Source organism: Anaerolineales bacterium (assembly GCA_016928575.1).
In the GTDB taxonomy this organism is placed as follows: Bacteria; Chloroflexota; Anaerolineae; order Anaerolineales; family RBG-16-64-43; genus JAFGKK01.
Genome location: JAFGKK010000120.1, coordinates 1 through 22,876 on the forward strand (window position 1 = coordinate 1; position 22,876 = coordinate 22,876).

The following is a 22,876-nucleotide window of genomic DNA, read 5'->3' on the forward strand; positions in this document are numbered from 1 at the left end:
AATTTTATGGATTTGCTCTTCCTTGCGCCTCTGCGTCTTTGCGTTTTTATCTTCTCCGCTTGATAAACCAGGAACGCAAAGGCGCCAGGGCGCTGGGATGCAAAAAGAATTTTATGGATTTGCTCTTCCTTGCGCCTCTGTGTCTTGGCGTTTTTATCTTCTCCACTTGATAAACCAGGAACGCAAAGGCGCCAAGGCGCTATGGCGCAAAAAGAGCATCGGGGATTTGATTTTCCTTGCGTCTCTGCGTCTTTGCGTTTTTATCTTCTCCGCTTGGTAAACCAGGAACGCAAAGGCGCCGGGGCGCTAGGACGATCAAACAAGAGCAATCGGTAATCTTAACAAAATGTTAACAATCCCTTGCCCGGCCGTTAATTGCCTTCCAGTAGGATAAAAGAAAAACATGGAGGAAAGAATGCAGAAAAAGAAAATGTTTGTTTTGGCCGGTCTGGCCGCCATGATGCTGATGCTTGCGGCTTGCGGAACCGCCAATCCCGCCACGGTGGAAGTGCCCCGTGAGGTCAAAGAGACCGTCGTCGTCGAACCAACGGCGGATCCGAACGCGGCCGCGCCCCTGCCGGCTGGCTCGGTCCAGATCAACGGCGCCGGCGCCACTTTCCCGCTCCCGGTGTATTCCGCCTGGACCTTCGCCTACAAATACGTCGATCCTTCGGTGGTGATCAACTACCAGGGGATCGGCTCCGGCGGCGGTAAGAAGGCCATCATCGAGGGGACCGTTGACTTCGCCGGCTCCGACTCGCTGCTCAAGGACGAGGAGTATGCGTCGGGCAAGGACCTGCAGATGTATCCGATGCTGGCCGGCGCGGTCGTTACCGTCTACAACATCAAGTGGGCCAAGGAAGTGGAATCCGGGACCAAGCTTCCGGTCCTGGTCCTCGACCGCCAAACCCTGGTCGACATCTACAACGCCAAAGTCACCATGTGGAACGATCCTAAGATTCTCGCCACCAATGCGGGCCTGGCGGACTACCTGCCGGCTGCGGCAATCACCGCCGTGCACCGCTCCGACGGCTCCGGAACCACCGAGATCTTCACCAAGGCGCTGACCGCCTTCAGCTCCGAATGGACCGCCGGCGGCGCGAGCGCGATCGAATGGCCGGTGGATAAGGACGGCAACGGAATGGGCGGCAAGGGCAACCAGGGCGTCGCCGCCGCGGTGATCAACACCCCGAACTCGATCGGCTACGTGGAACTGTCCTACGCCGTCTCGAACGGCATGTCCTTCGCTTCGCTCGTCAACAAATCCGGAAACGTCGTCGTGGCGAATGCCGAAACCCTCGGCAATGCGATGAGCGACTTCGCGGGCGCTTTTTCCGACAAACTCACCGCCACGATCGTCGACGCGCCGGGAGCGGCCTCCTGGCCGATCGCCGGATACACCTACATCATTCTGCACACCCAGAGCATGACCGATTGTGTCAAAGCCGAGAAACTGCTCGGGTTCCTGACCTGGGCGCTGACCGATCCTGGTGCGGCCCAACAGGCTTCGGACCTCGGGTACTCGGTCCTGCCGACGGACGTGCGCGACATCGTCCTGGCCAAGCTCGGAGAGGTGACCTGCAACAGCAATCCGGTTCTCTAGTCCGCATGGGTCGCGCTCCTCACGCAACGAACGCCTCTGGAGAGCCCGGAACTCGGGCTCTCCAGAACCTTTGTAAAAAGAAGGCGAAATGCAGAAATCGCAAACGGCCGTACGCACCTTCCTTGAGAACTTCCGCAAACGGGCGGGCAGCATCCTGCACCACGGGGACCGCATCTGGCAGTTGCTGACGGTCGGCATGGGGCTTGGGGTAGCCCTCCTATTGCTGGGTATCGGCTGGATGCTGTGGCAGGATTCGGCCGATGCCCGGACTGTTTTCGGCTGGTCGTTTCTCCTGCCCACGGCGGATGCCTCCTGGAATCCCGTACTCGAACACTTCGAAGCCTGGCCCTTCATCTACGGAACCCTGATCACCTCCGCGGTGGCGCTGCTCATGGCGGTGCCGATCTCGATCGGAATCGGCATCTTCCTGGCCGAATTGTGTCCAGGCTGGCTGCGCCTGCCGCTCGGGTGGATGCTCGAACTCCTGGCATCCATCCCCAGCGTGGTGTTCGGGTTGTGGGGCATCTTCGTCTTCCTGCCCGAGGTTGTGGAACCGCTGGGAAGCTTTCTGGGCGCGTACCTCGGAGGCCTGCCGCTGCTTGGCGCGTTGTTCGCAGGCCCGATTCCGGCCAGCGGGGCCAGCCGGCTCGCGGCTTCGTTGATTCTCACCATCATGATAGTCCCGACCATCTCCGCCGTGACCCGCGACGTGTTTTTGGCCATCCCCCGTTCCCAACGCGAGGCCGCCTTCGCCCTCGGCGCTACGGAATGGGAGACAATCTCGCAAATCCTGGTCCCCTACGGCCTTTCCGGGATCCTCGGCGCGGTGATCCTCGGCCTCGGGCGGGCGCTCGGCGAGACGATGGCGGTGACGATGGTGATCGGCAACAGCATCAGCAGCGCCGTCTCCCTGCTGAAGCCCGGGTACACGATGTCGAGCATCATCGCCAACGAGTTTGCCGAAGCGGTCAGCCCCCTGCACAGCCAGGCGCTGATCGAAATCGGCTTTTTGTTGTTCTTCGTCACCTTGCTGGTGAATATGGCAGCCCGATTCATGGTCTGGCAAGTCGCCCGCAAGACTCCGCAGGAGGGACGCGGATGAACGCCTCTTCCGGCTCGACCCATTTCATCCGCGCCCGGCGCGGCTACGCAGGCCGACGGATCGTAAACGCCGCAATGCTGGTGTTTACCGGCCTGACCACCATGCTGGCACTTGTGCCGCTGTTTTGGATCATCGGCTACGTGGTCTATCAGGGCGGCCGGCACATCAACCTGGCGTTCTTCACCCAGCTACCCACGCCTCCCGGGGTGGAGGGCGGCGGGGTATGGAACGCAATTCAAGGGACCATTCTGTTGGTGATCCTATCCGGGATATTCGCCATCCCTCCGGGCGTGTTGGCGGCCTTTTACGCGGCCTATTACCCGAACACGCCCCTGGGGATCGTCGTCCGGTTCTCCACCGACGTGCTTGCCGGCGTGCCATCGATCGTTATCGGTTTGTTCCTCTACGCGCTGGTGGTCGTCGCCCAAGGCCACTTTTCGGGCCTGGCCGGCGGGATCGCGCTGGCGATCCTGATGCTGCCGACGATCATCCGCACCACCGAGGAGATGTTGAAGCTCGTTCCGCCCACATTGCGCGAGGCGTCGCTGGCGCTGGGCGCCCCGGAGTGGAAAACCTCCCTGCAAGTCGTCCTCCCCGCGGCGGGCAACGGGCTGATCACCGGCTTCCTGCTCGGGCTGGCGCGGGCCTCCGGCGAAACGGCGCCGCTGCTGTTCACCGCCCTCGGCAACGAGTGGTTCGATTTCGCCTCGCTCGTCCGTTCCGGCGTCGAGACCGGGTTGAATCCCTTCGAGGTTTTCATCCGGATCATCGAACAGCCGGTGGATTCCTTGCCGCTGACGTTGTGGAAATACGCCCAGCAACCGTATCCGGAAAGGATCCAGCAGGCCTGGGCCGCCGCTTTGGTGTTGATGGGATTTGTCTTGGCGATCAACATCGCCGCCAGATTATGGATCGTTGTCCGCGCACGGCGGATGAAAGGATGACCAGGATGACTTTCGCCAACAGCATCACCAACCCCCTCCCGATGGTCCGCGCCGTCACCGTTCCGGCGAAAGAGGGACTGGAAGCCGACGGGAGGCCGCACTCCGTCAAGATCGACATCCGAAGCCTTTCGGTCTTCTACGGCAAATTCCGCGCCATCGCCGAAGTGACGATGTCCATCCCCGCCAACAAGGTGACGGCGATCATCGGCCCTTCGGGCTGCGGCAAATCCACCCTCTTGCGAGCCATCAACCGCATGACGGATTTGACGCTGGGAGCCCGGGCCGAGGGCGAGATCCGGCTCGACGGCGAGAACATCCTGGCCCAAGGAGTCGACGTGGTGCCGATCCGCCAGCGGATCGGGATGGTGTTCCAGAGGCCCAACCCCTTCCCCAAGAGCATCTACGATAACGTCGCCTACGGCCCCCGGCTGTACGGCGTTCGGCGGCGGGTCGACCTGGACGGAATCGTCGAGCGCAGCCTGCAGCAGGCCGCGCTGTGGGACGAGGTTAAGGACAAGCTGCACCAATCGGGAATGGCGCTTTCCGGCGGGCAGCAGCAGCGCCTGTGCATCGCCCGGGCGCTGGCGGTGGAGCCCTCGGTGATCCTGATGGACGAACCCGCCTCGGCCCTGGATCCGATCGCCACCCTCAAGATCGAAGACCTGATGCAGCAATTGAAATCCGAATACACGATCGTGATCGTCACCCACAACATGCAGCAGGCCGCGCGGGTGGCGGATTACACCGCCTTTCTGATGATCGACGCCGAGCGCGCCGGACGCCTGATCGAATTCGGCCCGACCAATAAGATCTTCACCAAACCGGAGAAGAAGGAAACCGAGGATTATGTTACCGGGCGGTTCGGATAATCCGGCCGCGCCGCGGAGAAGCCGATGACGCGCGCAATCCTGAACGAGCGGTTGCAGCAATTGCAGGATGAAGTGCTGAGTTTGGGAAGCATCGTCGGCCAGGCGGCCGTGGATTCCGTGCGGGCGCTCAGCCGCTCCGACACGGCCGCGGCGAAGGAACTTGAGCGGCGTGACCGGCTGATCAACACCCGGCGCTTCGAGATCGAGCGTGAGTGCCTGGCGCTGATCGCCACCCAGCAGCCGATGGCGCACGACCTGCGCCTCCTGGCCGCGGTGCTGGAGGTGATCACCGAACTCGAACGGATGGGGGATTACGTTAAAGGCATCGCCCATATCACGGTCCTGCTCCGGCCGTTTCCGCCGCCCCCCGACCTGTTCGAGGAGCTGGAGACGATGGCGATCAACGCCGGCGCCATGCTGCGCTGTGCGCTCGACGCCTTCGCGGCCGGCGACGAACGGGCGGCGCGCGCCATTCCGCAGGAAGACGACGAGGTGGACCGCTCCTACGCCCGGATTTTCCAAATGCTCACCGAGTGGATCAATTCCCACCCGGATTCGATCGATCCGGCCACCCGCCTGCTGTGGGTGGCCCACAACCTGGAGCGGTTCGCGGACCGCGTGACCAACATCTGTGAACGCACCATCTTCACCATTTGCGGGGAAATGGTGGAATTCTCCTCGTCGGGCGGCGATTAACCAAAGGAGGATCCCGATTTGAAGAAAAAGAAAGTGCTCTTTCTGTGCACGGGCAATTCCTGCCGCTCGCAAATGGCGGAAGCGATCGTCAACGACCGCCTTCTTTCCCGTTGGGAAGCGCACAGCGCCGGAATCCGCCCGGCGGCGGCCGTGCACCCTTTTGTCGCACGGGTGCTCGCCGAATCCGGAATCTCTTTTAAAGGAAGCCCCAAGGGTCCGGAGGCCGTCCAGGGGACCGCCTTCGACCTGGTGATCACCTTATGCGACTCCGCCAGGCAGGAATGCCCGGTTTGGCTCGGCTCCGGGGGGCGCGCCCATCACGATTACGCCGATCCGAGTTTGGTGCAGGGGCCGGAAGAAGAAAGAATTGACGCCTTCCGGAAGCTGCGGGACGAAATGCTAGCGGAATTGCCGTATCTGCTGGAGAGGCATGGCGACCGGAAGCTGGAATAGCCGTCCGCGCCGCACCCATTCCCTTCTTCCTCCGGCCAGCCGGGGCGCCGCTTAACCTGTCCGGCGTCCTGCTGTTCGGGTGCAATCCCCGGCGGGTGCCGATAATCCCCGCTTGCCTTATAATCAGCTCCTGCCGCGCCCCCGGCTCGGTCGCGGTTCGGAATAGGAGAGATCCCGATGACCAGGAATTTATTCGAACAACAGCTGCAGCGCCTGCAGGATGAGATCCTCGAACTGGGGTCCTCCGTCGACCAATCGCTGCTCGAGGTCGTCGCCGCCCTGCGCCGGCGGGATCTGGCCACGGCGCGGCGGTTGGAAGCCCACGACGAGGTGATCAACCGCAAACGCTTCGCGATCGAAGAAGACTGCTTGACGTTGATCGCCACCCAACAGCCGATGGCCCGCGATCTGCGGATCCTGGCGGCGATCCTCGAGGTGATCACCGAACTGGAACGGATGGGGGACTACGTCAAGGGCATCGCCCACATCATCACCCTGCTCGGCCCGGAGCCGCTGCCGCCCGACCTGTTGGATCATTTCGATGGGATGGCTTCCCAGGCGACAAAAATGCTGCGCCGGTCGCTGGAGGCATTCATCGCCGGCGACGCCAGGGCTTCCAAGGCGATTCCGGCCGGCGACGATGAGGTCGATAAACTCTACAACCTGGTCTACCGCGAGTTGTTGAAGCAGATGATCGCCGATCCCGATTCGATCGACCACGCCACTCACCTGCTGTGGGTCGCCCATAATCTGGAGCGCTTCGCCGACCGGGTCTCGAACATCTGCGAACGGACCCTCTTCTTCGCCACTGGGGAGATGATGGAGATCCGCTCCACCGACGATCAGACCAAACATCCCACCTATGTCTGGCGCAAGGAGGGGCCGCGCCACACTGGGGAATGACGCCCGCCCCCGCCGGGAGATGGCGCGTGGAGAGATCCTTCTCGACTTGGCCTGCCATGCCACCGGTCCGGACCCAACCGCCTCGCCGCTCACGAAAACCCGCCGCGAAGCGAGACCCAAAGGAAATCTACAAAGCGGGCCCGACACGGACTTCCGGCTGCCGGAAGCAGTGCCCGAATGGAGCAAGCCCGCCCTCCGTGCCGGACCGGTCACCCCCGCCGGCATGCAAAGCGGATTACGGGATTATCTAAAATAAAGAATTGGCTGGGCCGCACAGCCCGACTCGGGCTTAAGCCCGAGTCGGGCTGTGAAGGGATTGACTCCCTCCCCGAACTATGTTATAAACATCACAATCTCATACATCCAAAAACGCAGACGAGGAAAAACCGTTCACTGGCAGGGCCCAGCGAATCGGACAGGGCATCCGTCCTGGTGGAAGTCCGATCCCGTTGCCGGAGCGGCAAGCACCTCTGAGTTTTCCAGGCCAAAAGGCTTCCGCCCCGGTAGCCTGGAACGGACCTGCAACCGTTACCTCAGCAGAAGGCGCGGCAACGCGCCCCAAAGAGCGTGGCCGACCGGCATGGAATCCGGCCGCCGGGAGGCACACCAAGTAGGGTGGCACCACGGGAGACTCCTCTCGTCCCTTCGGACGGAGGAGTCTCTTTTTTTTCAAAATTCCGCGCCGGAGCACCGAGAAAAGGAGAAAACCAATGACCGTATACACCGAACCCAAAACCAAACGCGTGTGCAACTTCGCCGCCGGGCCGGCCGTCCTGCCCCTGCCCGTGCTGGAAAAAGCGCAGGCGGATCTGTTAAACTTTAACGGCAGCGGCATGTCCGTCCTGGAGATGAGCCACCGCTCGGCCGCATTCGAGGGGATCATCCAGCGGGCGGAAGCGGATCTGCGCACTCTTTACGATATCCCCGCCAACTACAAAATCCTGTTCCTGCAGGGCGGTGCCAACCTGCAATTCGGAATGATCCCGCTCAACCTGCGCGCCAAGGACGCGTCCATCGACGCCGTCCTCACCGGCAACTGGTCCAAAGCCGCGATCAAGGAAGCCAAGAAGAGCGGGCCGGTCAAGCTGGCCGCCACCACCGAGGCGACCAACTTCAACCGCATCCCGGCCCAAAACGAACTCCAGCTGGATCCGAAGGCGGCATACCTCTACTTCACCTCGAACGAAACCATCCAAGGCGTGGAGTGGCGGACCGAACCCGTGCCGCCGGACGGGGTGCCGTTGGTATGCGACGCCTCCTCCGACTTCGTCAGCCGGCCGCTGGATATTTCCAAGTACGGCCTGCTCTACGCCGGCGCTCAGAAGAACGCCGGGCCCGCGGGCGTGACGGTGGTGATCCTGCGTGAGGATCTCCTGGAGCGCGTCCCGCCGGATCTGGTCTCGATCCTGGACTACAAATTGATGGCGGATAAGCAATCGCTCTACAACACCCCGCCCTGCTTCGCGATCTACATCGTCGGATTGGTGGCCGAGTGGCTGCTCGAGCTCGGCGGCCTGGCGCAGATCGCCAAACAGAACCAGGCCAAATCCGACCTCATCTACTCGGTGCTCGATGCCGAACCCGGCTTCTTCAATGGCCACGCGGAAAAGGACAGCCGCTCGCGGATGAACATCACCTTCCGCCTGCCCAGCGAGGACCTGGAGAAGAAGTTCGTCAAGGACGCGGCGGCGGAGGGGCTGCTCGAACTCAAGGGGCACCGCTCGGTGGGCGGACTGCGCGTTTCGCTCTACAACGCCCAGCCGATGGCCGCCGTTGAAGCCCTGGCCGGCTTCATGAAGGAGTTCCGTAAGAAAAACGGTTAAGAGCGGATTTGGGTTTTTCTCCTGCTCCTTTCTCCGGCGGAACCAACGCTTACAAGCGCGGATCGGGCGACGATCCGCGCTTGGCTTTCTGAAATCTTTCCACAACGATTCTCACCCCCTTGAGGCGGAAAAACCTCTTCGCGTCCTTTGTCCTCTGCTCGGAAAAACCCGCGATGGCGCGGGAACGGATTAATGGATATTTAGCGCGGCCGCCTTTGCCTCCACGGTTTGATTTTCAGGATACAATTGGTCAAGATTATTCCATTCGATCGTTGGAGGTTACGAAGATGGCAGAACCTGCGGCAGCGGACAACGCGGCCTCCACCCCCTCTTGGCGGAACCTGGATCAGAGCGTGTTCGGCCTGTTTCCGTTGACGGTGGAGAATTTTCTGGCGCTCGTGCTGGTGATCCTGGCCGTGGCGACCCGGCTGTACGGATTGGAAGACCGGGTGGCCAGCCACGACGAAGTCAACCATTTCGTCCCCTCGTACGATTTCTCCCAAGGAATGCAATTCCGATTCGATCCGATGACGCACGGCCCGCTGCAGATGCACCTGATCGCGCTTTCGTTCGTGGCCTTGGGCGACAACGATTTCACCGCCCGCCTTCCGGCCGCGCTGTTCAGCATCGCCACCGTCGCGATTGCGCTGTTCCTGTTCCGGCCTTACCTCGGCCGGCGCGGCGCCCTGATCGCCGGAGCGTTGTTCCTGATCTCGCCCTACATGCTGTATTACGGGCGCTACCAGCGCAACGAGGCCTTCATCGTCGTCTGGGTGCTGTTGACGATCTACGCCATCCTGCGCTACCTGGAACGCGGCGAATGGGGCACGCTGGTTCTCTTCACCGCCGTCAACGCGCTGCATTTCACCGAAAAAGCCACCGGATACATCTACGCCGGCGGGCAGGTGGTCTTCCTGATCGGGTTGTTCCTGATCCGGCTGGCGCGCCGGTCCGACGTCAACCGTCTGGCCAAGATCCGCTTCTTCGCAGCCCTGGGGCTTTCCGCCTTTCTCTTCGCCGGCACCGCCTATATGTGGCGGGCCGCCGACGCATCCTATGCGCAGAATCCCGATCCCGCAGTCTTCGTTCCGGCGGTGATCGCCGGAATCTTCGGATTGGCCGCGGCGGTGGTCGGGGTGGTCCTCCTGATGCAGGATGCCGAGGCGCAGGTCCGCCAGGAACGGTCCTTCGACCTGATCGTCCTGCTCGGAACCCTGGTCCTCCCCTTGACCTCCGCGGTGTGGATGATCTCGATCGGCAGGCTCTTCCAATTTCCGATGGATCCGATCGACATGAATTTCGCATGGGCCTCAAACCTATCCGCCCTGTTCGATCCGGCGCAGCCGTACCTCGCCATGCTGGGTGGGGCCCTGCCCTATATTCTCGTTCCGACGGCCGCCGCGGTCGGGATCGGGCTGTGGTGGAAGCGCAAAGAATGGTGGATTCTGGCGCTGGTGTTCTTTGGCATATTCGCCTTCTTCTTCACCACCGTCCTGACCAATCCCGGCGGTTTGCTCGACGGCCTGATCCGTTATCTGGGGTATTGGATCGTCCAGCACGGGGAGGAGCGCGCCAGCCAGCCGTGGTTCTATTATCTGCTGATTCAAATCCCGATCTACGAATACCTGCCGGCGATCGGCGCGGTCACGGCCTTTCTGATCATGCTTCGCCGGCGGCTGTGGCAGGCGGACGCCGGAAAACCGTTCCAGCCCGCCGCGGATTCCGCCGGCGAGGTCCGGCCGGTTCCGGCCATCCCGCTCTTCCTCTACTTCGGCCTGTTCAGCCTGGCGATCTTCTCCTACGCGGGCGAAAAAATGCCCCAGCAGACGATGCTGATCGCCGCGCCGATGATCCTCGCCGCCGCCTGGGCGCTGGGTTGGATCCTGGAGACGAAACCGGTGGGCGCGACGCTGCGATTCCGGAAGTGGTCGTTCGAAATCCCCGCCTCGGCCGCCGTTCCGGCGCGCCACTTCCTGCTGGCTGCTTTCGCCGTCCTCGGATTGCTCACCGCGCGCACGGCCTACTTCGCGACCTACATCAACTACGACTACCCCAACGAATACATGGCCTACGCCCACGGGGCGCCGGGGCCCAAGATCGCCTTGGAGGAGATCGAGCGCATCTCCCGCCTCACCACCGGCGGCACCGACCTGGTGGTGGCCTACGACAACTACGTCCGCTATCCCTACTGGTGGTACCTGCGGCACTATCCGAAGCGGATCGACTTCGGCGAATCCCCGGGCATGGACATCCGCCAAGCGGGGATCGTCGTCGTCGGCGAGCAGAACAACCTCAAAGTCGTCCCCATCCTGGGCGATGATTACGTCCGCTTCGAGCAGATGCGGATGTGGTGGCATAACCAGGACTACTGGGGGTTGAAATGGGATCCGCCGTATATCGAAAGCGAATACCTGAGCGAAGCCCGGGCCAACGGGGTGGAGAACCCGCCGCCGATGTCGATCCCGGCCTACCTGCGGCTGGCCTGGGGCCACATCTCGCCGATCTTCGTGGATCCGCAAGCCCGCCTGGCCGCCCTGCAGATCTGGTTCAACCGCGATTTCTCCGGATGGGGGATGTATACGGGAAAGGGCGGATATTCCTATCAGGATTGGTCGCTGGCGGAGCGGCTTTACATCTACTTCCGCAAAGACCTGTTGGATCACCTGGGCGGAGCTCCGGAAAGCGCCGCCGGCGGCGCCCTGACCTTCGATCCCTACGAACTCTCGTGGATCGACCTCGTGCCCGATTTCACCGTCGGGTACACCGGAGCGGGGCCCGGTGAGTTCTTCGCCCCGCGCGGAATCGCCCTCGCGCCCGACGGCAGTCTGTACGTGGCGGATTCGATGAACCACCGGATCCAACACCTGGATTCGGAAGGAACCCTCCTCCGCCAGTGGGGGTCCTTCGGCAGCATTGATCTGGGCCAAGCCCCCGGCGGGACCTTCAACGAGCCCTGGGGAATCGGCCTGGGTCCGGACGGTTCGGTCTACGTCGCCGACACCTGGAACCACCGGGTCCAGAAATTCACGGCCGAAGGCGAGTTCCTCGCCATGTGGGGCGCGCCGATCTCCGACACCGAGGCGGAAATCACCTTCTACGGTCCGCGGACGATCGCCGTCGACGCCGAGGGGCGCGTGTTCGTGGCCGACACCGGCAACAAGCGGGTCGCGGTCTTCACCGCCGACGGCGAATACCTTACCGAGTTCGGGACCCCGGGAGCCGGCGAAGGCCAGCTGGACGAGCCGGTCGGCCTCGCGGTGGACGACCAGGGGCGGGTGTTTGTCGCCGATACATGGAACCGCCGGGTTCAGATCTTCGCCCCCGAGGCGGACGGCTCCTATACCTCGGCCGGAATGTGGGACGTCAACGCCTGGTTCGGCACGACCGCCGAGATCAAACCCTTCCTGGCGCTGGACGCCAACCGCCACGTTTACCTCACGGATCCCTCCACCTGCCGGATCCTGGAGTTCACCGAGCGCGGGGTGATCTTGAACGTCTGGGGGACGTGCGGCGACGACGGCCTGTCGCTGAATTCGCCGACCGGGATCGCGGTCGACCCGCTCGGCGGGCTGTGGGTGAGTGATTCCCGGCACGACCGGCTGGTGCACTACATGCCTCCGACCCGCTGAAACCGGGCGGGACTCGGCCTCCTCCGCGGCCCGCTTCCCCCTGACCCTCGACTTATCCGGCGCTCCCGCGCGGTTGACACTCCGCGGGAGCGCCGCTATGATCCGCCCATGCTTCGCAGCCTGATCCGCAGCCTCCTGCGCCGGGCGATGTACGCCGTCACCTACCTGCCGGCGATGCTCGCCCTGACCATCGCCCTGACCTCGGATTCCTTCGCCCCGCGCTCCTTGATCGACAAGGTGCGCGTGATCACCGCCCCGTACGAGTTCGAATTCGTCTCCTGGACGGCGAACGCGGTGTGGGAGAAGCTCCTCCAGTTCACGCTGGGCGACGAGCGATACCTTTCCGCCGACGCCTGGCACGACATCGTCCTCGAGTACAACGCCCTGCTGGACGGCATTTTCGCCGACAACGCCGAACTGACCCGGATCTTTTCCGATCCGTCGATCCCCGATCCGATGCGGGCTTCTACGGACCTGCGCGGCCGCCTGGAGGAAAAGCGCAGCCTTCAAGCCCGGCGCCAGAACCTGGTGGAGGCGATCCTGCAAGAGCAGGTCTCGTCCGAACTGCGCGCGGAGGGATTCGCCTACGGCGGGGAGATGCTGCCGCCCGTGCTGTTCCGCTTCACCCAGCTGCCGATGGGCTTGATCATCTCGCCTCGTCACGTGATCCGCCAGGACGCCAACGTCCAGCTGGCGGCCGGCCTGACCCTCGAGCGGCAGATCGCCCTCGAAGCGGAAGCCGAGCGCCGACTCGGCGTTTCCGCGCTGGTCGTCCCCTTCGGCGGGTTGGGAACCTTCCCGACGATGATCATGGAGACCACTTACACCCAGTGGGTGTTGGAAGCGGTGACGCACGAGTGGACCCATCATTACCTCTACCTCCATCCGCTGGGGATCGCTTACGATTCTTCGGCGGAAATGCGCACCATCAACGAAACGGTCGCCACGCTGTTCGGAAAAGCGATCGGCGCGCAGGTGGTCCGGCGCCATTACCCCGAATGGGCGGGCGGAATCCCGAACGGCTCCGGCGCCAAAATGTTGTTGCACGGATTCCCGGCTCCCCGGCAGCAGGAATTCGACTATCAGCACGAGATGTACGTTACCCGCGTGGAAACCGACCGCCTGCTGGCGGAAGGCAAGATCGCCGAGGCCGAAGCCTACATGGAAGCGCGCCGGCGTTTCATCGTGGAAAACGGGTACGTCATCCGCCGGTTGAACCAGGCTTTCTTCGCTTTCTACGGATCCTACGCCGATTCCCCCGGGGAGCGCGGCGAGGATCCTGTCGGCCCGGCGGTGGTGGCGCTTTACGAACAGTGCCCTTCGGCCGGAGCGTTCCTGCGATACGTCGCCCAGGTTACCAGCTTCGAGCATTTGCAGCAGCTGGCCGCCGACGGACGGTGCGGATGACCCGATGGACATGCCCTTCTTCCCCGGCCGCCGTCTCTCGCCCCCGGAACCGCTCGCGGTGTTCCTGCCTCCGTACCGCGAGGGGCTGGGGGCGGAATTCCTGCGACGCCTCGGAAAACGCAGTCCGCGGATCGTCGACCCGTTCGGACAATCCCCCGCCCTGGCGCTGGAATTGGCGCGCAGCGGAGCGGCGGTCCTCCTCGCTTCCCCCAATCCGGTCTTGCGTGCGATCCTCGGACTGCAGGCCGATCCGCCTCCCACCCGGCTGATCCAAAACGTACTCGCCCGGATCGCGAATTCCCCGTCCAGCGCGGCTCCCGATCCTGCCCCTTCCGCCCCCCAAACCCTGGAAGCGCACCTGCGCAGCCTGTATCGCGGGAAATGCGCCTTCTGCGGAAAAGAGTCGGAAGCCGCCGGATACGTGTGGGAATACGAACCCGAGCCGAAGTCGCACGCCACCGTCACCCACCCGCCCGCCCGCGGCCTGTTCCAGGATTCCAAGAAGCGGAAGCCCAAACCCCGCCTGAGCCGCCGGATTTGCGCCTGTCCGGATTGCGGCCATCGGGTGGAGGAGCCAGCCGGCCCGGCCGACGAGAAGGCGATGCCCTCCGAGGCTTCGCGCCGGCTGCTCTACCATTTCGCGCTCGAGCGCTTGGCGCCGCTCGACGATCCTTCGCGGGCGGGGGCGGCCGACGCCTTGGACGCCTACCCCTCGCGCTCGTTGTACGCGCTGGTGCTGATCCTCCGGCGTCTTGAATCGATGGAATTCACGGCGGAGGAAAAGCGGTGCGTGGATGCGCTGCTGCTCACGGTGCTGGACAGGGCCCACATCCTCCGCGGGCACGGACACTCGACTCGCACCCGGCCGCGTTCGCTGCAGCCTCCGGCCGAGTTCCTCGAGGTGAACATTTGGCGGGCGTTGGAGGAGGCGGCCGAAGTCTGGAGCGCACCCGCGCGGCCGGTCCCCTTCCGCAAATGGCGCGAGGGCGATTCGCCGGAAGCAGGGTCGATTATGACCTTCGCCGGCACCGCGCGCGAACTGGCCCCCCACGCGGCCGCCTTGCGTCCGGACGGCCTGATCACCTTCCTGCCGCGGCCGAACCAGGCGGCCTGGACCCTTTCTGCGGTGTGGGCGGAATGGCTCTGGGGCCGGGCGGCCGCCGCGCCCCTGGCCGGCTCGCTGCAGCGCCGCTGGTTCGATTGGAACTGGCATGCCCGCGCGCTCGGCGCTTCGGCTGCGGCGCTGGCCGCCAGTCTGCCGGCGGACCTGCCCGCCGCGACGTTCCTGGGCGAATGCGAACCGGGGTTTCTTACCTCGGCGCTGTGGGCTTTGTATCAGGCAGGATTTGTCTTGAAAGGCCGCGCGATCCGGACCGACACCGGCGCGGCCCAGTTGCTGTGGTCGACCCCCGGCCCGGAACACACTCCCCTGTCTTATGGTCCGCTGAATTTGGAGGGCGCGGAGGATATCGCCCGGCTGGCGGTCCGCCAATTGATCTCCTCCCGCGCCGAGCCCGTGCCTTGGGATCTGATGCATGCGGCGTACTGGAGCGAGGAGGTGTTCCGCCGCATGCTTCCGCCCGAACCCCCGCAAGCCGACGAAAGCGGCTTCGCCCGCTGTGTGACTGTGTTGGCCGAGGCGGTCCGCACCGACAAGGAGTTGAAATCCACCGAGAAGAAAGAGGAGAACGAATTCGGCACCACCTGGTGGCTGCCGGGGGACGAATCGATCACCAATCCGCTGGCGGACGAAGTGGAGATGGAAACGGCCAGGATGCTGCTGGAGGACGGTCCGCTTCCCGCCGAGGAATTGGACCGCCGCCTTTGCTCTTTTTTTCCCGGACTGCTGACGCCCGAACAGCGTCTGCTGCAAGTTTGCCTGGAATCTTACGGCGCACCAACGGAGGACGGCGGCGCCTGGGTCCTCCGTCCGGAGGACCATCCGGCTTCGCGCACCAAGGAAATGGAATTGATGCGCGCGGCGTTAAGCGGGTTGGGCATAAAGATGGGATTTGCTCCGGAGGGGAATCCGGAAATGTACTGGATCGACGCCTCGGGCCGCAAGGCATACTGCTTCCTGTTCATCCATTCCGGCGCCGTCGGCCGTTACCTGTTGCAGCCGGTTTTCGAGCCGCGCCTGTCCTGGATCGTCCTGCCCGGCGGACGGGCTACGCTGGTCGGTCACAAACTCCGGCGGAACGTGCTCCTGCGCCGGGCCGTGTCCAAGGGCTGGCGCTTTATGAAGTTCCGGCACATCCGCCGGTTGCTTGAAGACCCGTACCTGCGGCCGGAAAACCTTGACGAACGCATGGGATTGGACCCCCTGGAAGTGACCGAGGACAAGGTTCCGCTGCTATAGAGCTTTCCAACGCAAGGCCGCAAAGGCCGCGAAGGATTTTCCTTTTTCCCAAATAAACACTCCCGTTTCTTTGGCCTTGAACGGCAGGATAGGGAAAAAACCGGTCGAGCCAACCCCGGACCGCCCGGTGAGCTTGCCGGGGTCGTAGAGAACGCGGCAGCCCGATGTGCCGGTCTGTGACCCTCCCCATCTTCAAGATTTTGCATTCCGGGGTTTTCTTATCCCGATTTCCAACCCATCCACCCTCCCCCAGGCACGAGTTGCCATATGGAAAAAACCAACTTCACCCCTCCCGCCTTCCCGTGATACGGGAAGGCGGGAGGGGCATACGTCGGAACCTGGTTTTAAATTATTATTCCCCGGGGAGGGAGGATGGGATGGCCAGCGGCGACCCGCCGGCAAGGAAAAATTATTTTTCCACGTACCAGCCGCAGATCGACGCCAAGCGGTCGCTCGGATCGAAGAGCGGGCCGACGGCGACGCCGGCCACGCGGGAATCCACGGCGTAGCTGTAGACCGGATGCCAGAGGAACAGCGCCGGGAGCTGGTAGGCGAACCGGTATTGAAACGTCAGGTAGAGACGGGCCCGCTCCTCGCGGTCCATCTCGGTCCTGGCAGATTCCAGCAGCTCGCTGATCGCGCGGTCGTCCAGTTGGGAATAATTCTGTCCGTCCGGAGATTGGGTCTGATGCCAGAACGGATACGGATCCGGATCCGGGTACGGAGCCAAGTTTAAATCCACGAGCGCAGCTTGATAGTTGCGCGGGGTGAGATGGTCCTCCAGCAGGGAGCGCATGTTGGCCGCCTGCGGCACCGCGCGGACTCCGACCTTCGCCCATTGCTCGACGATCTCTTCCGCAATCGCTTTGTGCATCGGGTTCTCGGCGTAGAGCAGGGTGAAGGCGAGCAAGGCGTCGTCCTTCGCGCGGACGTAGGCTTCCGATCCGGGCGTGGCACCGGCGGGGAAAACCCAACCCGCCCCGTCCAAAAGCCGAGCCGCCTCCTGCGGGTTGTACTCCAGCGGCTTGAGGTCGGGATCCTCGGCCCAGATTCCGGAGAGGATCGGTCCGGCGGCCGGCACCGCCTGGCCGGCCAGCACGCCATCGATGATCCGCTGCCGGTCGACGGCCAGCAGGAGCGCCTTGCGCACGTCGCGCTGCGCGAAAAACTCCACGTCTTCGTTCTTCAGGTTGAGGAAGACCACCGCCGATTGCGGTAGGCGGGCGGAATAGACCTTCCACTCCGGCTCCTCCAAGGCGGCGTTCAATTCGTCGACCGTCAACCCGCCCAAGCCCATTACCTCGCCGGCTTCCAGGGCGGCGAAGGCGGCGTTGCGGGCGGGGTAGTAGCGCAGGTCGATTTTCTCGAGCGCCGGTTTGCCCCGGTAATATTGTTCGAACGGCCTAAGGGTGACGCCGAGGATCGCGTCCCCGTCGACGATCAGCGTTTCCACCGCGTACGGGCCGGATCCCACCGGTTTGAGGTTGAACGAAAGCGTGTCCAACTCCTTAACCCCCACCCCGTTCAGCAGGTGCGACGGCAGCAGGCCGGTGGTGAGGTAATCCAAAAACGGCGCGTAGGGTTCGGAGAGCGTGAAGCGGACCTCCAGCGCCGAGAGCGCCTCGACCTTCACCGACCGCCAAAGCGCAGCGAGGTCGTCCGGGCCAGGGTAGTCCGGGTCCTGGATCAATCCGAAGGTGTACACGACGTCCTGCGCGGTCACCGGATGGCCGTCGTGCCAAAGCGCGTCTTTGCGGATCCGGATCGTGTAGGTTACGCCCTCGTCGGAAATCACCCAGCCCTCGGCCAGGTCGCCCACCGGGATTCCAGCCGAATCAAAACTCAGCAATCCCGAAAAAACCAGCCGGTCGACGTCCCGGTCGGGGGCGTTGCGGACGTCTAGCACGGGATTCAGCCGCTGCAGGGCTCCGATGACGGCCTCCGAGTATTCACCGCCGGCGGCATTCGCAACCGGATTAAAGCCCGGGGGATTCGTCCCGCGCAGTCCGAGAATCAACAGCAAGACCGCGGCAATCCCCGCCGCCGCGATCAGGATCTGCCAGCGGAATCGCTTCAGGGTCGACATAGCGGAAGGGGCGTTCCCGTCATGGGAAAACGGGTTGCGGTCGGCGGAGTCGGGCTTAGCGGATGGCCACAACGGTGATGATGGAGAGTGCGAAGAACAGGACGCTGAGGACGATGGTTCCGTTGAAGAGCGCCTTCTCCACTCCCCGCCGGGCGCGGAACACTCCGCCCGAATCGCCGCCGGTCAGGCCGCCGAGGCCGGCCTCCTTGCTTTGCAGGACGATGACGATGATCAGTACGGAGCCAAGGATAATTTGAGCGATGCTCAGATAGGTGATCACAGGACCTCCGATTGCCGGTGATGCCTTTGGGGCGGCGGGATTATACCAGAAACCCCCTCCCCACCCTGCCCCGCTCCCTCCGCAAACGGGGCAGGGTGGGGAGGGGGATGCCTAGATCGGAAAGAGAAAGAAGGCCCAGGCCAGGATGGCGTAGACCGCCAGCAAAACGCTGCCTTCCAGCCAGTTGCTGCGCCCGTCTGCGGCGATCAGCGCCACCACGCCCACCCCGGCGATGACCGAAACCACCTCAAAGATGTTGAAGACCAGCGTCAGCGGATGACCCATGCCCAGGGACGCAAACACCATGAGTGGGGCGACCAGCAGGGCGATCTGCAGGCACGAGCCGAGGGCAACTTCCAGGCTGAGCTCCAGATGGTTCCGGCCGGCCACATCCACCGCCACGAAATGCTCGGCCACATTGCCGATCACCGGAACGAGGATGATTCCCAGGAAGAATTCCGAGACCCCGCTTGCGGCGATGACCGGCTCGATCACTCCGACCAGGATCTCGCTCAGCACGACCACCCCGGCGGTGGCCAGCCCCAGGCGGATCACCGCGCCCTTCCAGCTGTCCTTGGCATGCGCCGGCTCCTCCACCGGCGGCGGGATCACCCCATTCCGCTGGCTGAGGGAATAGACCAGGCTGAGAACGTAAATCAGCATCATCGCAGCCGCCACGCCCAGGCTCAGGTATTCCACCTGTAGGCTGTCCGGCGCGCCGATGGCCTCTCCGAACAGGGACGGAACGCTCAGCGCCACCACGGCCAGGGCCAGCAGGGTGGCGTAGCGGCTGGCGGTGTCGCTCGAGAACCGCTGTTCCCCGTTGCGCACCCCGCCCACCAGGAGGCTCAACCCCAGCACGAGCAGCAGGTTGCCGATGATCGAGCCGGTGATCGACGCTTTGGCCAGCTCCAGGTAGCCTTCGCGGATGGCGACCATCGTGATGATCAACTCGGCGGCGTTGCCCAGGGTCGCGTTCAGCAGGCCGCCCACCCGCGGCCCGGCCCGCGAGGCGAGCGTTTCGGTGGCGATCCCCATCTGGTCGGCCAGCGGAATCAGTCCGACGCAGGCCAGCAGAAAGACCAGCAGCGCCGACCCCTTCAGGAGCCAGGCCGCCACCGCCAGGAGCGAGACCAGCAAAAGCGCGTCAATCAGGCGGAGGTTGATTTTGGGGAAAGCGGGAGTTTTCACCGGATCCGTCGTCCCACCTTTCGGGTGGTTTTCTGCCGCGGGGATTATACCCTTCCCCATACCCGGACCTGTCAGGTTGGCGGGACAAGCCGGCACCCCGGCGTCCGCCCTCGCGGAGCGGCAGTACCAGCCCGGAATCTTCGGGTACTGCCGAATGCGCAGCGGGGGTGTTCCCGGCCGGGCTCCGCTTCGAAGTCCCTGGATGCCGGCTGCGCACGCGCCGGCACGACGATTCTATTCGTTGGTAAAATCGACGTCATGGAAAAAGGGGCGCTCTTGAACGACCGCTACGTCCTCGAACGGCCGCTCGCCAGCGGAGGCATGGCGCACGTCTGGCTCGGCCGCGACCAGCTCCTCGGCCGCACGGTTGCGATAAAAATCCTGCGCGAGGAATACACCCGCAAGCCGGATTTTCAGGAACGCTTCCGCCGCGAAGCCCAGGCGATCGCCAGATTATCACACCCCAACCTGGTCACGGTTTACGATTTCGGAACCCACGGCGGCCAATTCTTCATGATCATGGAATACGTGGAGGGGGAGGACCTCAAATCCTTCCTCCGCCATTCGCGGGAGCAGCCCCTGGAGGCTTGGGTTGACATCGCCATCCAGGTCTGCGAAGGCCTCGGGCTGGCGCACCGGGCGGGCGTGGTGCACTGCGACGTCAAGCCGCAAAACGTCCTGCTGGCTTCGGATCTGCTGGCCAAGATCGCGGATTTCGGCATTGCACGGGCGACGGCCGCAAAGGACATCGCGGCGGATTCCAACGGAACCCGGCCGCTGGAAGACGAGACCATCTGGGGCAGCCCCCAATACGTCTCGCCGGAGCAGGCAGCTGGAGAAACGCTGACTCCCGCCAGCGACATCTACTCCGCCGGAGTCATGCTGTTCGAGATGCTCACCGGCCGGCTTCCCTTCCCGGGCAAAGACCCGCGCACGCTCGCCCTCCAGCATCAGCGCGAACCCGCCCCCTCGCCGCGCCTGCTCAACCCAGCAATCCCCGCGGAACTGGAGGGGATCGTCCTGCGCGCCCTGGCCAAAGATCCGGCCCGGCGGTACCGCAACGGCGACCAGATGGCCCGGGTCCTGAAGGCTTACCTGGAAGGGAACACCGCCCCGCTGCCTGGGGACGAAACCGCTCCGCAGACGGAGGAAGCCCAGGGCGAAGAAACCGATTGGGCCGCGATCGGGATGGGTTTCCTCAGCCTGATTTCGGTCGGCGGCCTGATTCCGCTTTGGGTGTACGTGTTTTTCCTCTACAATCCCCCCGGAAGATAAGAGCTTGAGGATCCGCTTCCGCACAGCGGCGAACCCGCCCATCCGGACTCTCCGCTTCGAGGATCCCCCTTCCCGGGGCGGCGGGAAGCCCGGCAGACTCCCCGCTCGGGGTGGTGCGCGCGCGGTTCCCCGTTAACGGAACGCCAACCAACCATTGGTATAATCCACACACAGGACCCCAACCCTGGACGAACGGGGCGGGATCCGCAAAATCGGAGGCACGAGTGAACTCGAATCGAACGCGCAATATCGTTGCGATCTTTATCGTTCTCTTCTTCATGGGATACCTTCTCATCAGCTGGTACAACAACCAGCAAATGAGCATTCCGACCATCCCGCTCAGCCAGGTGGCCGAGGAAATCCGCGCGGAAAAGATCAAGCAGATCGTCGTCATCGAGGACGACCTGGAGATCCATTACGCGGACGAAAAAGAGGCCAAGGCGCGCAAGGAATCCGCCGCGGCCCTTTCGGAGCAGCTGGCGGCCTTCGGGGTGACGCCCGCCGAGCTGGGCAGGGTCAACATCGAAGTCCAGGCCCCCAACGATTGGGGCTTGGTGTTCAACCTGCTCTCCTACCTGCTGCCGGTCCTGGTGCTGGGGGTCTTCATTTACTTCATGGTGCGGCAGATGCAGGGCACCAACAACCAGGCGATCATGTTCGGCAAAAGCAAGGCGCGGCTGCTGTCCGGCGACCAGCCGACCGTGACCTTCGAGGACGTGGCCGGCGTGGAGGAGGCCAAGGAGGAGCTTCACGAAGTGGTGGAGTTCCTCAAGGAGCCGGAAAAATTCATCTCCCTCGGCGCGCGCATCCCCAAGGGCGTGCTGTTGGTGGGCTCGCCGGGAACCGGTAAGACTCTCCTCGCCAAGGCCGTTTCGGGCGAGGCGGGCGTGCCGTTCTTCTCGATCTCGGGCTCCGAGTTTGTGGAGATGTTCGTCGGCGTCGGCGCCAGCCGGGTGCGCGACCTGTTCGAGCAGGCCAAGCGCCAATCGCCGTGCATCGTCTTCGTCGACGAGATCGACGCGGTCGGGCGCCAGCGCGGCACCGGCCTGGGCGGCAGCCACGACGAGCGCGAGCAGACCCTCAACCAGATCCTGGTGGAGATGGACGGGTTCGACACCGACACCAACGTGATCGTCATGGCGGCCACCAACAGGCCCGACATCCTCGACCCGGCGCTTCTGCGGCCGGGGCGCTTCGACCGGCGGGTGGTCCTCGACCGGCCCGACATGCGCGGCCGGGAGGCGATCCTCAAGATCCACGTGCGCGGCAAGCCGCTCGCCCCGGGGGTGGAGCTGAACAAGGTCGCCAAAGGCACCCCCGGTTTCGTCGGCGCCGACATCGAGAACCTGGTCAACGAGGCGGCGATCCTGGCCGCCCGCCGCAACAAGAAATCGATCGCTCAGGAGGAGTTCGAGGAAAGCATCGAGCGCGTGATCGCCGGCCCGGAGCGCAAGAGCCGCCTGATCACCGACGCCGAGAAGAAGATCATCGCCTACCACGAAGCCGGGCACGCGGTGGTGATGCAGGCCATCCCCGAGTGCGACCCGGTCCACAAGGTTTCGATCATCTCCCGCGGGATGATGGGCGGCTACACCCTGGCCCTGCCGGAGGAGGACCGCACCGTGCGCGGAAGGCGCGAGTACATGGCCGAACTGGCGGGCCTGCTGGGCGGCCGGGCTTCGGAGGAGCTGGTCTTCAACGACATCACCACCGGCGCCTCCTCCGACATGGAGCGCGCCACCAAGACCGCCCGCAACATGGTCACCCGCTGGGGGATGAGCGACCGGCTCGGACCAATGGTCTACGGCCAGAAGGAGGAACTGATCTTCCTCGGCCGCGAAATTTCCGAACAGCGCGATTACTCGGATCAGGTGGCGAACGAGATCGACGCCGAGGTGCGCAAGATCGTCAACGGCGCCTACGACGAAGCCAAAGCCCTGCTCACCAAACACCGCGACACCCTAGACCGGATCGCGGACCGCCTGATCGAGGTGGAGACGATCGACGAGGAGGAGTTCAACCGGCTCTTCCCCGCCCCACAGCCCAAGCGCAGCGGGACGCCGATCCCCAGGGTGAAGTGATCTGAACCCAAAACGAAGATCAAACCGCCGGCCAATCACCTCAGTCGGCGGTTCTTTTTTCCCTTCCTACCCGCCTAAGGGAAAACCGCCCGTGGGAATTCCCGTCTTCGGCTCCTCGTTTCCTTATCAAATCCTCATCCCCCGTCCTCAACCCGCAATCGGTTATAATTGCGCA

The 22,876-nt window shown here is 63.7% G+C and carries 17 protein-coding genes; 14 read left to right on the plus strand and 3 right to left on the minus strand.

Going from position 1 to position 22,876, the window contains the following annotated elements:
• The 12 genes from JW929_14350 to JW929_14405 all read left to right on the plus strand — a co-directional run.
• Positions 1 to 280 (plus strand): hypothetical protein (locus JW929_14350; protein ID MBN1440585.1); only part of this gene is annotated, 280 nt, incomplete at its 5' end.
• A 135-nt stretch (positions 281 to 415) separates the two neighbouring features.
• Positions 416 to 1,603, plus strand: a complete 1,188-nt coding sequence (pstS, locus tag JW929_14355; GenBank protein MBN1440586.1) for a phosphate ABC transporter substrate-binding protein PstS — start codon at positions 416 to 418, stop codon at positions 1,601 to 1,603.
• Positions 1,604 to 1,691: 88 nt separating this feature from the next.
• Positions 1,692 to 2,705: a phosphate ABC transporter permease subunit PstC gene (gene pstC, locus JW929_14360; protein MBN1440587.1), complete on the plus strand. Its 1,014-nt coding sequence runs from the start codon at positions 1,692 to 1,694 to the stop codon at positions 2,703 to 2,705.
• Positions 2,702 to 3,649, plus strand: coding sequence for a phosphate ABC transporter permease PstA (pstA, locus tag JW929_14365; GenBank protein MBN1440588.1), 948 nt, complete (start codon positions 2,702 to 2,704; stop codon positions 3,647 to 3,649). The genes pstC and pstA overlap by 4 nt, the downstream gene beginning before the upstream one ends.
• A gap of 41 nt (positions 3,650 to 3,690) precedes the next feature.
• Complete coding sequence (pstB, locus tag JW929_14370; GenBank protein MBN1440589.1) at positions 3,691 to 4,518, plus strand: phosphate ABC transporter ATP-binding protein; 828 nt, start codon at positions 3,691 to 3,693, stop codon at positions 4,516 to 4,518.
• 24 nt (positions 4,519 to 4,542) lie between these two features.
• Positions 4,543 to 5,214, plus strand: coding sequence for a phosphate signaling complex protein PhoU (phoU, locus tag JW929_14375; GenBank protein MBN1440590.1), 672 nt, complete (start codon positions 4,543 to 4,545; stop codon positions 5,212 to 5,214).
• A 72-nt stretch (positions 5,215 to 5,286) separates the two neighbouring features.
• Positions 5,287 to 5,667 (plus strand): arsenate reductase ArsC, encoded by a 381-nt coding sequence (locus tag JW929_14380; protein MBN1440591.1) that lies wholly within the window; start codon positions 5,287 to 5,289, stop codon positions 5,665 to 5,667.
• Between the two features lie 177 nt (positions 5,668 to 5,844).
• Positions 5,845 to 6,570 (plus strand): phosphate signaling complex protein PhoU, encoded by a 726-nt coding sequence (gene phoU / locus JW929_14385; GenBank protein MBN1440592.1) that lies wholly within the window; start codon positions 5,845 to 5,847, stop codon positions 6,568 to 6,570.
• A 710-nt stretch (positions 6,571 to 7,280) separates the two neighbouring features.
• Positions 7,281 to 8,393 (plus strand): 3-phosphoserine/phosphohydroxythreonine transaminase, encoded by a 1,113-nt coding sequence (serC, locus tag JW929_14390; protein ID MBN1440593.1) that lies wholly within the window; start codon positions 7,281 to 7,283, stop codon positions 8,391 to 8,393.
• Positions 8,394 to 8,680: 287 nt separating this feature from the next.
• On the plus strand, positions 8,681 to 12,022 hold the full coding sequence (locus JW929_14395; protein ID MBN1440594.1) for an SMP-30/gluconolactonase/LRE family protein: 3,342 nt from the start codon (positions 8,681 to 8,683) through the stop codon (positions 12,020 to 12,022).
• A 108-nt stretch (positions 12,023 to 12,130) separates the two neighbouring features.
• The gene (locus tag JW929_14400; GenBank protein ID MBN1440595.1) at positions 12,131 to 13,429 is read left to right on the plus strand and encodes a hypothetical protein; all 1,299 of its coding nucleotides are present in this window, start codon (positions 12,131 to 12,133) and stop codon (positions 13,427 to 13,429) included.
• A 4-nt stretch (positions 13,430 to 13,433) separates the two neighbouring features.
• Positions 13,434 to 15,788, plus strand: coding sequence for a hypothetical protein (locus JW929_14405; protein MBN1440596.1), 2,355 nt, complete (start codon positions 13,434 to 13,436; stop codon positions 15,786 to 15,788).
• 409 nt (positions 15,789 to 16,197) lie between these two features.
• Here JW929_14405 and JW929_14410 read toward each other — a convergent pair whose 3' ends face one another.
• From JW929_14410 to cax, 3 genes are all read right to left on the minus strand, one after another.
• Positions 16,198 to 17,874 (minus strand): peptide ABC transporter substrate-binding protein, encoded by a 1,677-nt coding sequence (locus JW929_14410; GenBank protein MBN1440597.1) that lies wholly within the window; start codon positions 17,872 to 17,874, stop codon positions 16,198 to 16,200.
• A gap of 55 nt (positions 17,875 to 17,929) precedes the next feature.
• Positions 17,930 to 18,154, minus strand: a complete 225-nt coding sequence (gene secG, locus JW929_14415; GenBank protein MBN1440598.1) for a preprotein translocase subunit SecG — start codon at positions 18,152 to 18,154, stop codon at positions 17,930 to 17,932.
• 111 nt (positions 18,155 to 18,265) lie between these two features.
• The gene (gene cax / locus JW929_14420) at positions 18,266 to 19,345 is read right to left on the minus strand and encodes a calcium/proton exchanger (GenBank protein ID MBN1440599.1); all 1,080 of its coding nucleotides are present in this window, start codon (positions 19,343 to 19,345) and stop codon (positions 18,266 to 18,268) included.
• Positions 19,346 to 19,603: 258 nt separating this feature from the next.
• Between cax and JW929_14425 the strand changes: the two genes are divergently transcribed.
• Positions 19,604 to 20,620, plus strand: coding sequence for a serine/threonine protein kinase (locus JW929_14425; protein MBN1440600.1), 1,017 nt, complete (start codon positions 19,604 to 19,606; stop codon positions 20,618 to 20,620).
• A 278-nt stretch (positions 20,621 to 20,898) separates the two neighbouring features.
• Positions 20,899 to 22,701 (plus strand): ATP-dependent zinc metalloprotease FtsH, encoded by a 1,803-nt coding sequence (gene ftsH / locus JW929_14430; protein ID MBN1440601.1) that lies wholly within the window; start codon positions 20,899 to 20,901, stop codon positions 22,699 to 22,701.
• The last annotated feature ends 175 nt before the right edge of the window (positions 22,702 to 22,876 follow it).

Excerpts from the sequence above, each read along its gene's own strand:
- pstS (MBN1440586.1), top strand. The coding sequence starts at position 416 with ATGCAGAAAAAGAAAATGTTTGTTTTGGCCGGTCTGGCCGCCATGATG.
- ftsH (MBN1440601.1), top strand. The coding sequence starts at position 20,899 with ATGGGATACCTTCTCATCAGCTGGTACAACAACCAGCAAATGAGCATT.
- JW929_14425 (MBN1440600.1), top strand. The coding sequence starts at position 19,604 with ATGGAAAAAGGGGCGCTCTTGAACGACCGCTACGTCCTCGAACGGCCG.
- JW929_14405 (MBN1440596.1), top strand. The coding sequence starts at position 13,434 with ATGGACATGCCCTTCTTCCCCGGCCGCCGTCTCTCGCCCCCGGAACCG.
- JW929_14400 (MBN1440595.1), top strand. The coding sequence starts at position 12,131 with ATGCTTCGCAGCCTGATCCGCAGCCTCCTGCGCCGGGCGATGTACGCC.
- phoU (MBN1440592.1), top strand. The coding sequence starts at position 5,845 with ATGACCAGGAATTTATTCGAACAACAGCTGCAGCGCCTGCAGGATGAG.
- phoU (MBN1440590.1), top strand. The coding sequence starts at position 4,543 with ATGACGCGCGCAATCCTGAACGAGCGGTTGCAGCAATTGCAGGATGAA.
- pstB (MBN1440589.1), top strand. The coding sequence starts at position 3,691 with ATGGTCCGCGCCGTCACCGTTCCGGCGAAAGAGGGACTGGAAGCCGAC.
- JW929_14395 (MBN1440594.1), top strand. The coding sequence starts at position 8,681 with ATGGCAGAACCTGCGGCAGCGGACAACGCGGCCTCCACCCCCTCTTGG.
- pstC (MBN1440587.1), top strand. The coding sequence starts at position 1,692 with ATGCAGAAATCGCAAACGGCCGTACGCACCTTCCTTGAGAACTTCCGC.
- JW929_14410 (MBN1440597.1), bottom strand. The coding sequence starts at position 17,874 with ATGTCGACCCTGAAGCGATTCCGCTGGCAGATCCTGATCGCGGCGGCG.
- JW929_14380 (MBN1440591.1), top strand. The coding sequence starts at position 5,287 with ATGGCGGAAGCGATCGTCAACGACCGCCTTCTTTCCCGTTGGGAAGCG.
- serC (MBN1440593.1), top strand. The coding sequence starts at position 7,281 with ATGACCGTATACACCGAACCCAAAACCAAACGCGTGTGCAACTTCGCC.
- pstA (MBN1440588.1), top strand. The coding sequence starts at position 2,702 with ATGAACGCCTCTTCCGGCTCGACCCATTTCATCCGCGCCCGGCGCGGC.